This window comes from Bdellovibrio sp. HCB209, from assembly GCF_047306065.1.
Classification (GTDB): domain Bacteria; phylum Bdellovibrionota; class Bdellovibrionia; order Bdellovibrionales; family Bdellovibrionaceae; genus Bdellovibrio.
On the sequence record NZ_CP178618.1, the window covers coordinates 2436064 to 2450977 of the forward strand.

Consider the following 14914-nt stretch of genomic DNA (forward strand, 5'->3'; position numbering starts at 1 on the left):
ATCCAATCCTGGGCATATTTTGCAGCCAACTATATGAACATTGGTTTTTATGTCTCAAATATGAGACAACGGAGGTGTTCTTGATCCATTTATATAAAAAGTGCGAAAAAGAAATTTTGGATTTTCCGACTGATATAAAAGATGGGTTTTATAATGAAAAGAAAAACATCCGGAACTGAGATTGCGAAAATGCTTCAGATCCCCCCTGCCCGAGGGATTGAAGCAGTCATGAAAGCCCAAATAATATTCGCGGTAAAAAAGGTTGTTGAGCGCGAAAGCCTAACTCACACCGAGATCGCTACGCGCGCTAAACTTCCACGAAGTGCTGTAACGGGAATTCTTTCCGGTAGCCTGCAAAAGGTGACGATTGACCGACTCCTTCGCCTTGCCGACTCCGTGGGGCTCACTGCTCATCTGGTATTAAAAAAGTCTGCTTAAAAAAACAAAACCCCAGCCTTGTGAGCTGGGGTTTCATCATTTTCAGATTTTAAAATCTAAATTATAGACCCAAAACGTAAGAGAAGATCAACGGAGCTACGATTGTAGCGTCAGACTCAACGATGTACGAAGGAGTCGTTGGAGCTAGTTTACCCCAAGTGATTTTCTCGTTCGGGATCGCACCAGAGTACGAACCGTACGAAGTTGTAGAGTCAGAGATTTGCGCGAAGTAGCTCCACAATGGGATGTCTTCGTGACCCAAGTCTTGTTCCAACATTGGAACTACGCAAATTGGGAAGTCACCAGCGATACCACCACCGATTTGGAAGAAGCCAACTGGAGCTTTTTTAGAAGCTGACATGTACCATTCAGCCCAAGTTTTCATGTATTCGATACCACCTTTAACAGTAGTCGATTTTTTGATGTCACCTTTGATGATGTGACCAGTGAAGATGTTACCCAAAGTAGAGTCTTCCCAACCTGGAACAACCATTGGAAGGTTCTTTTCAGCAGCAGCCAACAACCAAGAATTTTTTGGATCGATTTGGTAGTACTGGTTCAATTTGCCAGAAAGAAGGATTTTGTACATGAATTCATGTGGGAAGTATGACTCGCCTTTTTTATCAGCGTCTTGCCAGTATTCCAAAACCACGTTTTCGATACGACGGATTGCTTCCTCTTCAGGGATGCAAGTGTCAGTTACGCGGTTCAAATGTTTTTCCAAAAGTTTTTGCTCATCTGCCGGAGTCAAATCACGGTAGTTCGGGATGCGCACGTAGTGATCGTGAGCTACCAAGTTGAACACGTCTTCTTCAAGGTTTGCACCAGTACAAGAGATCGCATGAACTTTACCTTGGCGGATCATTTCAGCCAAAGAAAGACCCAACTCAGCTGTAGACATTGCACCTGCAAGTGTCACAAGCATTTGGCCTTTATTATCGATATGTTTTTTATAACCAACAGCTGCGTCTTTAAGTGCCGCGGCGTTGAAATGACGATAGTGATGTTCGATAAATTGAGAAATCGGTCCCATTACATGCTCCTGTTATGCGAAGAGGCAGAAAAGTAGCATGTTTAAGCAAAAACTCAAGCAGAGAATGGCTTTTGTGCAAGAACGGCCTTACTGAAAAATCCCGTGTCTTTTCGGAGGCCTGAAAAGCCCACCTCTTTCAATAAGCCTTCCACAGGATGCAGGCTGTAGTTCTTGTAAAAAGGCTCGTGAAAATCCTTAGGGAATTGCTCTAGGGCCCACTCAAGGCCCTCCGCCTCCTCCTTTTGCAGAGAGTCGACCAAACCGTAATAACCACCTGGCTTTAAAACACGCATGCCTTCTAAAACAGCACCATCCCGAACATCTGCAGGGAGTTCATGGAAAAGGAAGCAAGAATAGACGAAATCGAAGTACTCATCCTTAAAAGGCAGCTCCTCGGCCGCCCCTTGCACGAAATCAAGGCCCTTAAATTTCGACAGGTTCTTACGTGCTTGCTTGAGATAAGGCTCGCTTAAATCCAAAACTGTAATTTGCGCTTTCGGGAAAGCAAGTTTCATAAATCGAGTGAGTCTTCCCGTCCCCGCTCCCACTTCCAGAAATTTGAGTCCCGCGCCTTCATTTAAGAAAACATCTTTGGCGAGTGGAATAATAAGTCTGCGCATGGCATCCGCGGCACCGGCGAAAAGAATCTCCACTTGATGCTCGTACAGCTCCGCAGATTTTTCGGTGAGGTAGCCACCACTTTGATAATGGAAATTGCGCTGATAGTACTCTGGCAGATCAGCCAAGTACTCGCGGGCCTCTTGATTGAATTCTTTAGCGTCATGTTCCTGACGTCGGCGAGAGATATGATAACCATCCACCAGAATTTGTGGATAGCGGAGAGCATGTTTCGCCAAATTTTCGGGATAAAGAACTTCTAAAGGATAAAGGCCCTTGTCGATATTGTCGGTGTCTTTTTTCAGAAGCTTATAGAGTTCAGAATAGGATTTTTTGATATTTTTGAGTTCAATGGAAGGTCGATCTTTCATCGACCTTGTCACCAGACGCTCTAATAAGGGCAAAGTGAACTGTTGCGCTGTGAAGTGCGCAGAGCGGGCTAACGAATAGCCCAGGCTTAATTTATTTCGAAGCTGCTTTCGAGCCATTGGTCACCTTCTTCTGTTGTGCCCAATTTCTCCATGTTAAACCTAGTAATACAAACCCAGCAACGATCACCAAACCAACCATGGTAAACCACATAGCTACGATCATACTTGTGCTCCTTCTAATGCTGCTTTTACTTGAGATCTCACTTCATTCACGATGTGTGAAGCCATCACCAGACCGAAGGCCCCTGTGATATAACTTGCAGAACCGTAAATCATATTGCGGTTGTCACAACCGTGGAAGTCATTCGTTTTAGGACATACGCATTTAAAGCCCATGCCTTTATCGTAAGTCAGCTCCTCTGGCATCATCACTGGTTCATCAGAGAAAACGCAAGGGATGCCGAATTCCTTTTCCGGGAAATCGTATTTTTGACGAAGAATTTTACGCAACTGATGCGCGAGTGGACATGTGTGAGTCACACCTAAGTCTTTTTTCTGAATACGAAGTGGATCCATTTTTGCCGCAGAACCTGCAGAAGTGATCACGTGAATGTTTTCTTTCACGCAAGTCGCAAGCAAGTGTGCTTTCGCCGTCAAATTGTCGATAGCATCGATCAAGAAATCAGGTTTGATCGCAAGCATACGATCTGAATTTTCAGCGTTATAGAATTCAGGAATCACAGTCACTTTCATTTGCGGATTGATTTTGCGCAAACGCTCGCCCATGACTTCGGCTTTTTTCTTACCAACCATACCTTGGATGGCGTGCAATTGACGGTTTGTATTCGTGATACAAACTTCATCGAAATCAACGACAGTGATGTGACCTACACCAGAACGCGCCAAAGATTCCGCCGCCCATGACCCTACTCCGCCAATGCCCACCACCATCACGTGTGTGTTCATCAACTTTTTCATCGTCGCATCGCCCACTAAGCGACCCATACGATCAAAACGACGATGCAATACATACTCCGTTTCAGGAGGTTGCTGAGGTTGTGTTGGAGTTTGGTTTTCTGTGGTCGTTGTATCCATTATTCCCGCTTTTCAACCGACCAGAAAACCGATCAGTGAAGACTGTCTTTTGGGTCCGCCAGAACATGATCTGTCGAGCCAAATAAACGATGAAAATTCCCTGTAGTGATATCTAATATTTCCAAAGGATCAAGGGATTTTAGCTTCCCTATAGTCTTTGCCACCTCCCAAATGGATTCAGGTGGATTTAAGCGTCCTTTATAGGCAGGAGGCCCCTGGTCAGGGCTGTCACTTTCGATCAATAAAAACTCCGTCGGAATCTCGCGCACGGCTTGGTGAAGCTTCTCGTTGTCCTCGCGGCACACAGGGCCACCGACAGAGAGCATCAGTCCCCGTTTAAGGAACTCTTGGGCTTTGTGAGCACTCCCATTGAACGAATGCACCATGCCTTTTTGCTGAGGAAGCCCAAACAAGTCCATAATCATCAAACTTTCGGAATGCGCCTGCACGATGTGCAAAACCAAGGGACGATTGGCAACGTGCCCCAGTTCCAATTGTTCCTCAAAAGCTGTGATTTGGCGGTCACGAGAGTCCTTCATAATGTGCGGGCGGAAATCCAACCCCACCTCACCCAGTCCCATGGCTTCGGGAAGTTCTTGGGCGAGGAGATTGATCGCCTCTTCCAGTTCTTCATCTGTATGGTCCGCGACCCAGTATGGATGAACGCCATAACAAAGACCGATGTTATGAGGAAAGCGGGACTTCAGCTGGCGTTGACGTTCCCAGTCTTCGGGACCGACTCCGCCCTGCATAAAGAAATGAATGCCTTTGGCTTGTGCCGCCTCGATGATTTCCGCCTGCTGACCATCCCAGCGTTGATCCGCCAAGTGCCCGTGAGCATCAATCCATCTTCCAAAAGCCGTCATACACACCTCTTCCTCGACCTAAGGTTTGCACAATTTCAGGACTCGAACAAGTGGTGTCTTGGTCCGATACAGTGATTGCGAAGGAGTGTGTATGAAGCACAAGGGTTTGCGTTTGGGTTTTGATGTGACGATGGCAAAGGGTGCAACTATGAAGCCCCAGAAGGTTCAATTCTGGAGTGACGAGTCTGCTTTCCAGAAATTCAAACCACATGCGCCATTTAAATATATGAGTGATGCCCTGGTAGGTTTGTCGCTTGTCAAATTGAACTCCTATATCAAGTCACCCCTTGCAACTAAGCACATGAACTACCCGTTCGCGATGGATGCTTGGAAAACTTTGGACCCACACGTTGAGATCTATGAACGTTCACAAGAACGTGTACGCTCTTTGCAATCTTTGATTCCTGTCGTGGACCCAAGTCTTTGCGCTCTTTTTGAAGAACACTTCAATGAAACTTTTGAGACTGCTGTCACTCCTTATGGATTTGACCTAACAGCTCTAGGGCCTTTGCTTGAGACGTTCTCTTGGTTTGAAAATAAAATCTCTGCACCTTTGCTGTACAACTTCGGTTTGAATTTTTCTAAACCGTTTATGGATAAGCTTCACACGCTTTATTCATTCTTGTACAACCTGCGCAGTCTTGTGGCGATTGACCACAATGCTCATGTACAAGACGCTTCTCACGAAGCAGTTAAAGTAGATGCAGTGACAGATTATTTGCCACGCGTTGAATACGTGGTGAACGATGCTTTGTTGTATTGGAACTTCAAACGCTTCTCCGAGCCTTTCACAGGCCGTGGGACACCAGATCCACGTGTTGAGAAATTGTTTGCTTCCCCAATGGAAAAAGCTTTCCAAAAATACTCGCACAATGCTTGCCACTTGGTTCACAACCTTCCGAAGTCTTTCATCACGAGCATGAATCCGGTAGAGCTTGAAGAAGCTTTCTATTTGGTTCAAATCGACTGGTTGTTGGGCTCACCTGCTGGTTTGCTATTTAAAATCCGTGAAGAGATCTTTGCGTTGCAAAACGGCTACGAGAAAATCTTCTGGAAAGACATCGAGCCTAAGAATCACGCGAAACCGGTTTCTTTGCACTTGTCGTGCGAAGTATCGGAAGAGTTGGTTCACGGTGTAAAAGCCGCCTAGGCCGTTCTTATAATCTCAGAAATAAAAAAGGCGCCTCATCGGGCGCCTTTTTCTATTTTGGTGGAACCGCTACGATTCCTGAACGGTATTTTTCAATCTTGGTCCACATTGGGGCTCCCCCGACGGCCAAGGGATTGAATGGACCTTTTTCTAAGTTATCAATACCATCTAATCTGCGCATGCTGTGCGCTTCAATCACCTCACCAAAGCGCCCTGGGAATACGTGGTATCCAGCATGAGCCACACCAACAAAGAAGGCACTGTCGATAAATGATTGCGGCACATCTAGATCAAACCCAACAAGTGTCGACTTATCATCGATCTTCACATTGTAATACACGTCTTTCTTCATCACTTGGTTGTAGCGCATACCGTGCATGCCCCACGCTGGGTGATAGATGGACTGACCTTGAGAGTTGCGAATACCCGACTCCCAGTTCACTGGTTTACCCGACATGATCATCGGATCTTCAGCATCCCACTCTGCATTCAAATCCGGGCGAGGATTCCAGTACAAAACCTTCCATCCTAATTTTTGCAGATGTTGAGTCAGCACCAAGCCGTCTGTGCCATTAGCAATCAAGTTTTTATCAATACGCGCCCAAAGGTTTGATAACGCCGGATTTTGAGCAGCATCAAAACCTTCCTTCAAACATTTGCGAGTCAGCCCAATGCAGCTGATTGCTTCCAATTGATCGACGATGGATTCAGGAGCTCCGCGCTCTTTGATCACTGCCAATCGTTTGGCACGTGTGTTCAGGGCTGGATTACGATCACCATAGTATTTTGAAATGCCATACTTTTTATAGAACGCGATGTGGGTTTTATAAGTGTCATCAATACACTTGCTAGCTACAGAAACCACAGTTGGGTTGGCTTGCAGATACATCGCTTTTTCTTCGGGAGTAACCACAAGATCCGCAGGCTTTTCCTGGGACCATCCCATCACGGGAGCGACAACAACCAATAGAGCACCTAAGAACGACATCGTATACCTCTTGTAAATATCCTAAGAGGTACAAAAATCATTCCAAAATTATGAGAGAAATAAGGGTTTTAAAGGAAAAAACGCTGTCTAATTAGCGAACAGACAGTGAAGTAATGCCAACATCTATCCTGCAGCCCAAATTCGGATGAATACCTATCTTGTGCTTGCCCCATTCGATCTGAATATAGGCGCCGCCATTGCAGCTTCCTCTAACAACTCTTCGGGCCACTGTTTATAACGATTTTATATAGCACTTGAAGAGTACGCCTTTTTGGAGTACTATTGCAATGGATCGAGTAATCTTTGATGACGTTCAAAAGCAACTAAAGCGAATCCCCACTTATGTGGTTGATAAACTAATTGCCTGGGCAGTTTCAGTTGAGATGAAAGGCTTGCGTGAGATTCGAAAGATACCAGGCTATCACGATGAACCCTTAAAAGGACAACGTGAGGGACAAAGATCCATTCGATTAACGAAGGGCTATCGAGCTATTTATCGTGAAGATGTCGACGGAACAATTCATCTCGTGATCCTAAAAGAGGTACATAAACATGAATACTAAGAATAAAAAAATAGGCCTCGCAGAGATTGAAAAGCAATTCGGTCCTTTGACGTTTGGACGACTTTTAAAATCCCATCGTATTGGCGAAAACCTTACTCAAGTTGAAATGGCAAAAGTTTTTAAAATGTCGAAGCAAAGCCTAAATGATTTAGAAAATGGACGGAAAATACCCTCGATCCGTCGAGCAATGGACATCGCACGAAAAATGAATGTGCTTGAAGAGCTTGTCGTACAACTCGTCCTACAAGATCACATACGCCGCGAAAAACTGAACTTCACTGTCAGCGTAAAAGCCGCGTAATTGAAACTGGAATATAAAAAGCAAAAAAGCCTGGTGATGAACCAGGCTTTTTGTTTTAAACAGCAGCGTTTTTCTTTTGAAGGATTTTTTCGCGGATCTTTTTAACGATGAAGTAAATCAACACAACACCGATAACTGCGAACAGGACCAATTTGAATTGGCGAAGCTTGTTCAAGATAGGCTCACCGTAATGGGCCAACAGATAGATCTGAGTCGGAACACTGATCGCGGCTGCAAGACCATCGATCAACAAGAACTTCCAAACTGGGAAGTGCAACATCCCGCAAGCCAAGTGACCTGGGAAACGGATGCCCGGAGTGAAACGGAAAATACCGCAAGCATAAGCTCCGTATTTATGAGTCCACTCTTCCACACGTTTCATCAAATTAGGTGAAAACATTTTTTGCGTGCGCGGATGATACAAAAGCTTACGACCGAATACTCGGCCCACACCATATATCAGGAAATCGCTTAAGAAGACTGCGAGGAACGCCACAATCGCTGCCGTATGCACATTGACGACTGGAGCCCCAGGAAATGGTGGAGGAAAATGATCAGGGTGCGCGCCCATGAAGGCCAAAATACCAACACTGATCAGGGTGACTTCTTCTGGAAGAGGCAAGCCGAAAGCAGATAGCAACATCATACCCACCAAACCGGCATACACCATGTAAGGTTGGTAAGCGAACTGTGCTAGCCACTGAAATATAGGCTCGTTAGCAAATTCCAAAAGCAATTCTCCTCAGGTCCCCTACTATGCAGGTAACCGTCCCACTTGAACACCCACGTCACGCTGTGCTATGTTCACTTTCCTTGATAAGGATTAGTATGCAGAGCGAAAGAGGATTTGAATACGGTGTAAAGCACATAATCAGCCCGATGTCCGGGTCGGTGCATGATGTTTTATTAAGCATTCTTGAACTCGATGCTCAAGAAGTAACCTTTTTGCTACACCTCGGCTCTATTTATCTCAACCATCGTCGCATTCTCGAAAACATTTCGGTTTCACAAGGTGACTACTTACGAGTCCATACTAAGCCACGAAGATTCCCAAAAGGTAATGTCGACTTCACAAAGCGTATCGTTTTTCAGAATGAACACTTCGTGGTGGTTAACAAAGTTTCAGGAATTCCTGTTCACGGAAGTGTCGACAACATCCGCGAAAACTTGCAGGCCTACACAGAAGAAGACTTGAACCAACAATTGTATGTCACTCATCGCTTGGATGTTCCGACTAATGGTTTGATCGTCTATGCAAAGACTGTCGAATTCCAATCAGCCTTTAATAAATTACTGATCGCCAGAGAGATTAAAAAAATCTATCGCGCGCTAATTGAGGGCGAAGCTCCCGCACAAAAAATTCTAACTCATTATATGGAGCCATCCCCGCGCGCACCGAAAGTAGTTAGCCACGAGAAAAAAGAAAACTGGCAAGAATGTGTTTTAGAAATTCTAGAAACAAATAAACACGACACACACACAGAATTAAAAATTCACCTGCACACTGGAAGAACTCATCAAATTCGCGCCCAACTAGGCTACGAAAAATCCCCGATTATCGGCGATCACACCTACGGTGCTAAAAAAAGATGGGACGAAGAAAGAATCGAACTAACCGCCTGCGAGTTAGAATTCACAAATCCCCTAACCAACGAACACCACCACTTCAAAATCTAGCGACTGCCAAAGGCAGAAGCCAAAAAAAACCGCTCATCAAGCGGTTGATCAAAATGGTCTGAATGCAAGGCGGAGGGACTTCCCACAGCGCAGGCGTGCCCCAGGCACGTCGGAGCGAGGACAAGGCCCGACAACGCAGCAGTCAGGCCATTTTCATCAACCGCGCTTATAGAACGTAGATGTTCGTCATGAGCGTGTATTGTGTATTTTGTGGTTGCCAGATTTTTACGTCTTCACCACGGTAGCTTTCAAGAGATGTATCGTTGCCTACGCCTAGAGAGAAAGAAACACCACGCACTGGTTTGATCCACAAGTTTAAGCCCAAACGCAAAGATGTGCGGTGGCTGCTTTCAAGACCTTCTACGTTAGATCCATGGTACCAAGTTTCGTCGAAACCTGTTTTAGAAGACAACGCGAACATCTCATTCAATTCCCATTGAACCTGCAAGTAGTGCTCAAGTCCGAATTGCTTGTTCGTACCACGTGGGTCACGAACGAACATGCCGTTGTCATCGTATTCAACTTCTGTGTTTACGTTCGCCGTTTGGCTCTGCCAGTAGATATCTGGTTTTGCGACGTACGCCACAGACCAGCGACGTGTGAACTGCCAGTCAGCGTAACCTTCAAGACGGATCTTTGTGATCGTTCCTGCATTTTGCGAAAACTTACTTGTTGGCAAATAAACTTTCACTTTACCAGAAAGATCGATCGGGCCGAAGTAACCAAGGTCGTAGTTCGTGTATACGAAGTGAATATCTTGAAGTTTGAAATTCGCAGTGACTGTGTCACCGTAATTGTTTTGGCCTGCAGTATTGTATGTGAATGGGATGTTCATCGCCACTTTCACATCACGGCCCAATTTATAATTCGTAGAAAGATAATCGTAAGTATCTACAGAGCGAGTGCTTGTCGCTTCTTTTCCATTTTGCATGTTCTGTTGAGAAGCGATGGAGAAGAAAGTTAAAGACCAATCATTCGCGCGGCCACCCACAGAAGAAGCTGATACGAAGTCCTCACCATCCAACACGGCTGCGAAGGCAGATGTGGACACGAACAAACTTGCGATCAGTAAACTCGCTTTTCTTAACATTTTTCACTCCTAATTACGGATGCTTACGACAAAGTCCCGAAAGTTATGCCATAGCGCCACGCATTAAACAATAGGCAAAAATTAGGCAGTATTTTGACTTGAGGAGACGCACCAAAACCTCTACTGTGAGTGCCTATGAAAAACTACACATTGCTTAAGAACCTGATTCTGACTCTGGTATTGGCCCTTGCTACGGGTTGTGCCGTCTCCTTCTCTAAAAAACACTGGGATCTGCCACCAAAAGCAGAGGGTGAAATCAGCGTTATGTCCTTCAATGTCGAAAACTTGTTCGACACTGTAAAGACTCCAGGCCACAACGATGAAACGTTCTTGCCGATCTATATGAAGAAAGGCGATGCGAGCCTGCGCTCTGCTTGCGTTAAAAACAACGACAGTGCTTACCGCCAAAATGAGTGTCTATCGACGGACTGGTCACCAGATGCTTTGGAGAAAAAGCTCTCTAATCTATCTAAAGTAATCTTGGGTGTTGACGGAAATGGTCCCGACAACTTGATGATCATGGAGATCGAAAGTGACGTGGTTCTTAAGCAATTGAACCAAGCTCTAGCACCAGCAAAATACACGACGGAAGTTATCATTGATGGTCCCGATAAACGCGGTATCAACGTAGCTTTCTTGTCTCGCTTCCCATTGGTGGGCAAACCCGTTTTGCATCCGATCCCTTGGAAGCCTGAAAACGAAAAAGACGGCGAATGGATGGAGCGTTCACGCCGCATCCTAGAAGTGACTGTGAAAGCCCCTAATGGCGATCCTATCACGTTCTTGGTAGCCCACTTTCCGTCTCAAGCGAACCCGACTTACTGGCGTCAACAGATCGCGAATTTCGCGGTGGAGTTGATGAAAGCTAAAGGCCCGAACGCGATGGTGGTTTTCGGTGGTGACTTGAATATCTCTGCTGAAGAAGAAGACCGTGCACACATCTTCCGCGATATCCTTTCTAAAGGCGGAGCGGTTTCTCACTTTGTTGGTTGCAAGGATTGCCAAGGAACTCACAACTATCGCAGATCTTGGTCTTTCCTAGATGCGCAAGTTTACAGCCCGGCATTGCTAGCTGATGGAGCTGGTAGCTACCAAATGCTTCCACAAACTATCGACGTTATTCGTTACAACCCTGAGCATCTGTACAAAGGGAAATATCCAAAACGTTGGAACTATGAAGAACAAGACGGCGTTGCCGATCACTTCCCGCTTTATGTTCGTTTGAAACAAAGAAGCGAAGCTAAAACTCCGGTGAAGGATGAAAAACCAGCCGCAGTTGAAAAGAAGGCGACTAAGAAAGCCCCAGCTAAAAAGACCAAAACAAAATAGGTCGTAAAAATAAAAAAGCCGCGTTTTAAACCGCGGCTTTTTTATTACCCAAGATCGACTCTCGCCGACCTTTATGTTCCCTTGCGTTTGCTTTCGAACTTTTAAATTACCAAACTAGCAAACGAGCGATATCAACCGTTGGACGGTGACCGCATTCAGCGATCTTTTGATCCCATTTGCCTGGGATTACGATTGATGATGAACTGAACGTGATTGTAGGTTTGTTTTTACCCATGTCGATATTTGCAGAGCCTACAAGTTCGTTACAACGACCTTCAACTTTTACCGTGAAACCAGCCGCAGAGATCTTCGTTTTGTTCTCAGCAACAGTCAGAGTAGAGTTCAGTTGAGAAACTTGAACCGCAGCTTCTTTCAAGCTAGCGCGGTCAATAACCAATGAAGATTCAAAACTGAAAGGACCTTTTGCAAAGCCTGTTTCAGCTCTTGCATTGAAAGTTCCGGCAGACTCCAATTTCACATCGTACTTAGAAGCGTCACTTAAGTTCACTGCTACCGTCAATTTGTAGCTGTTCTCGAATGTATTAAGGAACTTTTTGTTTTTATCAGTTTTGTCTTCATCCGCTTTCAAAACGTTTTTACCTTCGATAACGATTTCGCTCTCGTCAGCTGCAATCGTAACCTTCAGGTCTTTTTCCGCAGTCGCAATGAAGTTTCCCGCTTTATTTGGATAGTTCACGCCATCTTTCGATGCCGTCAATTTGAAAGTCGTCGCACCTTTATCGTCTGTTTTTCTCTCTTCGATTTGATAAAGAGTTTTCGCGATATCGGCATTACCCAAAACAACCTGCAAAAGCTCAACAACTTCGATTTGCTTTTCCAACATCACTGAAGACGCTGCGAAAGCACCTACTTTAAAACCAGATTGGTTTTTATTATAGCTTTTGCCGTCAGCGGATTTTTTATTCCCCTTAGGGAATTTGATCTTCGCCATAACGTCAGGTGTACCTACTTCCTTATCAACAGGAGTGCAGGCAGTTGTTAATAGCGCAGAAGACAAAAATAATGCGGAAAGGACTTTTAGGCTTTTCATGGTCGCAGAATGTACCCTGAACCAGGACATTCTGCCAGCCGCAAATCCTCTTTTACAGGGGTGTCAAAATCGTGAACAGACAGCGGATGCCGCCGTTGTTGATTTTGAGCTCCTTTTCGATTTTATAGCCATTAGGAGCCGGATCGACCTTCTCCTTCTCTGGGTAAAGAATACCCAGCTTTAACGGCTTATAAAGACGGCACAGCTCGGACGCCAGGGTCTTTAGGCCCCCTTTGCCCGCAACCGGTAAACGCTCCCCATAAGGAGGATTTACCACCATCCAAACAGGACCGCCCAGGTCAACACCCTCAAGGGAGTTTTGTGCCCAGAATTTGTGCTCTTGGGATTTAAACTGATCGCGTTGGTAGGCCTTTAATTGTGATTCAACCTCAGCAAAATTCTTAGAGGCCACCTCTGGCATCTTGGGATCGATATCCATGCCCAGCAAAGACTTAAAGGGAGCTCTGGCTGGAATTTCGTAATTGAGGCTAAAGCTTGGAGACAAAAATAACTTAGGACATTTCTTCCAAGATTTAAAAGCGTAATCGCGTTGGAATTGTCCAGACCACAAAGCTCTCGCCTCTGTTAGAAAAGTTCCTGAACCCATCATTGGATCGCACAGACTTACAGAAGCCACTTCCGCAGGAGTTGCCTCCCCGATCATTTCTCTGAGAAGTTCTGCCGCGATGGTTTCACGCATCGGAGCGTCGCCTTTAAGAACAGACCAACCTCGTTTGTGCAAATGCTCACCTGTGGCATCCAGGCTGATCGTGCAAAGATCGTCTTCCATGCGGATGTAAATTGAGGCGCAAGGTGTGTCGCCCATTTGACCGGCGAAAATTTCCTGCAAGGCTTTTTCAGCGCTCTCCTGCAGACGTTTTTCGTTATTCAATCGACTTTTTTGCGCGGCAACTTCCCACTCGACATTGGCATGCGGAAGAAATTCCTTCCATGGGAGTGATTTAAATTTTTGGTAGTATTTGGGAAGATCTTTGGTACGAAATGAAGTCATTCTTAGAAGCAAGCGATTCGCTGTCTTCATAAAGAAATTCAGCTGCAAGGCTTGAAACATTTCTGTTTCAAACTCAAGTCCACCCATCATCACTTCGACCTCGGGGAAACTGAGGGAATGCGTTTTTGCGTCTTTACCCAAAAGATAGGGCCACACTTCTTTCATTTCTAAAAGAGCGGTGTTTTCGAATCCTAAAGGTGTCGACATAAAAAAACGATTCACTAGAATCTCCAGTAAGCATCAAAAAGAACGTAATAACCATCCACCGGCGAAAGCTTAAATGAAGACACATCCGTGGAGTTCAACGATAAACTGAAATGGAAACGATCCCAAATTTTCAAATACGTCAGATACCCACCGAGTGCTTTGGTTTCAAAGTTATAACTCGGCCCCAACAAGACGCGATCCCAGCTGCCCAGAATGAATTCGTAACCAGTCTGGAAAGATGTCGTACCGAGGGACTTAATCGCCGTGATGTCAGAGGCATTTTCAAACGACATCGCTGCGACCGTGAACAATGTGTGCGAGATCACGCTTTCAGAAGAAATCGAATCCCAATACACCGTCAAATTCAGAGACGTTGTATCATCCTTAGGTACATGAGCCGCATTGGCGCTGATCGCAAAGACGTTGGAATCAGATTGGTAAAGTCTAACTTTCGCTGCGGCATTGGGAGCATCAGCCAAGTCACCGGGAATAATCGTATTCACGGACAACCAGTCCTTCACTCCGTAGTTCACCTGACCGAACCAAGTGACTAAGTACTCGTTCTCCCACAAAGTCTCTGCAGTCTCCCCGACAGAAACACCTTGAGTAAAAAGTGGCTTATATTTTGAGGAGATATTTTTACCACGACGTTTGATAATCAAATCCGTGGTGCCTTTGTACTTGTCGTTATCTGAGGACAGATCAATATGAGCGATTTCATCGCCGACTTGGATAAAGTGCAAACGAGATTGACGTAAAAGCTCTGCGGTAATTTCGTAGGTCCCGTCTTCTTTATTTGAAACCCCAAGGATTTCCATAAAGCCGATAATACCCACGCCACTTTTTTGTGATTCAACAGAAACTGTCTCGCCGACACGCCAGTCATTAAAGTTCGTACGGGCCTTAATCAGCTTGTCATCAAGAATGGATTCGATGCGCCCGTTGGCGTTGGCATTCGCGGAATAAGCAGGCTCTGATGCGGGTTCGCGGACCACGATGGCGACTTCTTCGTCCATCGCATGGGCATTGGCCATCACCACTGGTGACACCATTAAACAGCCCAAAACTACACCCCAAAACCTCAACCCCAACATAGGGAAAAACATTAGCGCAGTTTGCGGCCTT

General features: G+C 45.4%; 17 protein-coding genes. 6 read left to right on the forward strand and 11 right to left on the reverse strand.

Going from position 1 to position 14914, the window contains the following annotated elements; genetic code table 11:
* Positions 1-153 precede the first annotated feature (153 nt).
* Positions 154-438 (forward strand): XRE family transcriptional regulator, encoded by a 285-nt coding sequence (locus tag ACLVWP_RS11890; protein WP_413557469.1) that lies wholly within the window; start codon positions 154-156, stop codon positions 436-438.
* A gap of 61 nt (positions 439-499) precedes the next feature.
* On the opposite strand, the gene ACLVWP_RS11895 is transcribed toward ACLVWP_RS11890, so the two are convergent.
* The 5 genes from ACLVWP_RS11895 to ACLVWP_RS11915 are packed head-to-tail and all read right to left on the reverse strand — an operon-like array spanning position 500 to position 4421.
* Entirely contained in the window at positions 500-1471 is a 972-nt protein-coding gene (locus ACLVWP_RS11895; protein ID WP_413557470.1) for a deoxyhypusine synthase family protein, read from the reverse strand.
* A 53-nt stretch (positions 1472-1524) separates the two neighbouring features.
* On the reverse strand, positions 1525-2577 hold the full coding sequence (locus tag ACLVWP_RS11900; RefSeq protein WP_413557472.1) for a class I SAM-dependent methyltransferase: 1053 nt from the start codon (positions 2575-2577) through the stop codon (positions 1525-1527).
* The gene (locus ACLVWP_RS11905) at positions 2552-2683 is read right to left on the reverse strand and encodes a hypothetical protein (protein ID WP_413557474.1); all 132 of its coding nucleotides are present in this window, start codon (positions 2681-2683) and stop codon (positions 2552-2554) included. The genes ACLVWP_RS11900 and ACLVWP_RS11905 overlap by 26 nt, the downstream gene beginning before the upstream one ends.
* Positions 2680-3555 (reverse strand): ThiF family adenylyltransferase, encoded by an 876-nt coding sequence (locus tag ACLVWP_RS11910; protein WP_413557475.1) that lies wholly within the window; start codon positions 3553-3555, stop codon positions 2680-2682. Before ACLVWP_RS11910 ends, ACLVWP_RS11905 begins: the two co-directional genes overlap by 4 nt.
* A gap of 32 nt (positions 3556-3587) precedes the next feature.
* A complete protein-coding gene (locus ACLVWP_RS11915; protein ID WP_413557476.1) occupies positions 3588-4421 on the reverse strand; it encodes a TatD family hydrolase in 834 nt (277 codons plus the stop codon).
* 91 nt (positions 4422-4512) lie between these two features.
* Between ACLVWP_RS11915 and ACLVWP_RS11920 the strand changes: the two genes are divergently transcribed.
* Positions 4513-5571, forward strand: a complete 1059-nt coding sequence (locus tag ACLVWP_RS11920; protein ID WP_413557478.1) for a hypothetical protein — start codon at positions 4513-4515, stop codon at positions 5569-5571.
* Positions 5572-5623: 52 nt separating this feature from the next.
* On the opposite strand, the gene ACLVWP_RS11925 is transcribed toward ACLVWP_RS11920, so the two are convergent.
* Positions 5624-6559, reverse strand: coding sequence for a hypothetical protein (locus ACLVWP_RS11925; RefSeq protein ID WP_413557480.1), 936 nt, complete (start codon positions 6557-6559; stop codon positions 5624-5626).
* A gap of 287 nt (positions 6560-6846) precedes the next feature.
* On the opposite strand from ACLVWP_RS11925, the gene ACLVWP_RS11930 reads away from it, so the two are divergent.
* Complete coding sequence (locus tag ACLVWP_RS11930) at positions 6847-7122, forward strand: hypothetical protein (protein ID WP_413557481.1); 276 nt, start codon at positions 6847-6849, stop codon at positions 7120-7122.
* A complete protein-coding gene (locus ACLVWP_RS11935) occupies positions 7112-7423 on the forward strand; it encodes a helix-turn-helix transcriptional regulator (RefSeq protein WP_413557483.1) in 312 nt (103 codons plus the stop codon). Before ACLVWP_RS11930 ends, ACLVWP_RS11935 begins: the two co-directional genes overlap by 11 nt.
* A gap of 55 nt (positions 7424-7478) precedes the next feature.
* Here ACLVWP_RS11935 and ACLVWP_RS11940 read toward each other — a convergent pair whose 3' ends face one another.
* On the reverse strand, positions 7479-8153 hold the full coding sequence (locus tag ACLVWP_RS11940; RefSeq protein WP_413557485.1) for a DedA family protein: 675 nt from the start codon (positions 8151-8153) through the stop codon (positions 7479-7481).
* Positions 8154-8251: 98 nt separating this feature from the next.
* Here ACLVWP_RS11940 and ACLVWP_RS11945 point away from each other — a divergent pair, with 98 nt between their 5' ends.
* Positions 8252-9100: an RluA family pseudouridine synthase gene (locus tag ACLVWP_RS11945; protein ID WP_413557487.1), complete on the forward strand. Its 849-nt coding sequence runs from the start codon at positions 8252-8254 to the stop codon at positions 9098-9100.
* A gap of 166 nt (positions 9101-9266) precedes the next feature.
* Here the strand turns inward: ACLVWP_RS11945 and ACLVWP_RS11950 are convergent, their stop codons facing one another.
* Positions 9267-10190 carry a hypothetical protein gene (locus ACLVWP_RS11950; protein ID WP_413557488.1) on the reverse strand — a complete coding sequence of 308 codons (924 nt, stop codon included), beginning with the start codon at positions 10188-10190 and terminating at the stop codon, positions 9267-9269.
* A gap of 135 nt (positions 10191-10325) precedes the next feature.
* On the opposite strand from ACLVWP_RS11950, the gene ACLVWP_RS11955 reads away from it, so the two are divergent.
* On the forward strand, positions 10326-11519 hold the full coding sequence (locus ACLVWP_RS11955; protein ID WP_413557490.1) for an endonuclease/exonuclease/phosphatase family protein: 1194 nt from the start codon (positions 10326-10328) through the stop codon (positions 11517-11519).
* A 106-nt stretch (positions 11520-11625) separates the two neighbouring features.
* Here ACLVWP_RS11955 and ACLVWP_RS11960 read toward each other — a convergent pair whose 3' ends face one another.
* The 3 genes from ACLVWP_RS11960 to ACLVWP_RS11970 are packed head-to-tail and all read right to left on the reverse strand — an operon-like array spanning position 11626 to position 14841.
* Positions 11626-12570: a hypothetical protein gene (locus ACLVWP_RS11960; RefSeq protein ID WP_413557491.1), complete on the reverse strand. Its 945-nt coding sequence runs from the start codon at positions 12568-12570 to the stop codon at positions 11626-11628.
* A 52-nt stretch (positions 12571-12622) separates the two neighbouring features.
* Positions 12623-13804 (reverse strand): RNA methyltransferase, encoded by a 1182-nt coding sequence (locus ACLVWP_RS11965; RefSeq protein ID WP_413557492.1) that lies wholly within the window; start codon positions 13802-13804, stop codon positions 12623-12625.
* Entirely contained in the window at positions 13804-14841 is a 1038-nt protein-coding gene (locus ACLVWP_RS11970) for a hypothetical protein (RefSeq protein ID WP_413557494.1), read from the reverse strand. Before ACLVWP_RS11970 ends, ACLVWP_RS11965 begins: the two co-directional genes overlap by 1 nt.
* Between the last annotated feature and the right edge of the window lie 73 nt (positions 14842-14914).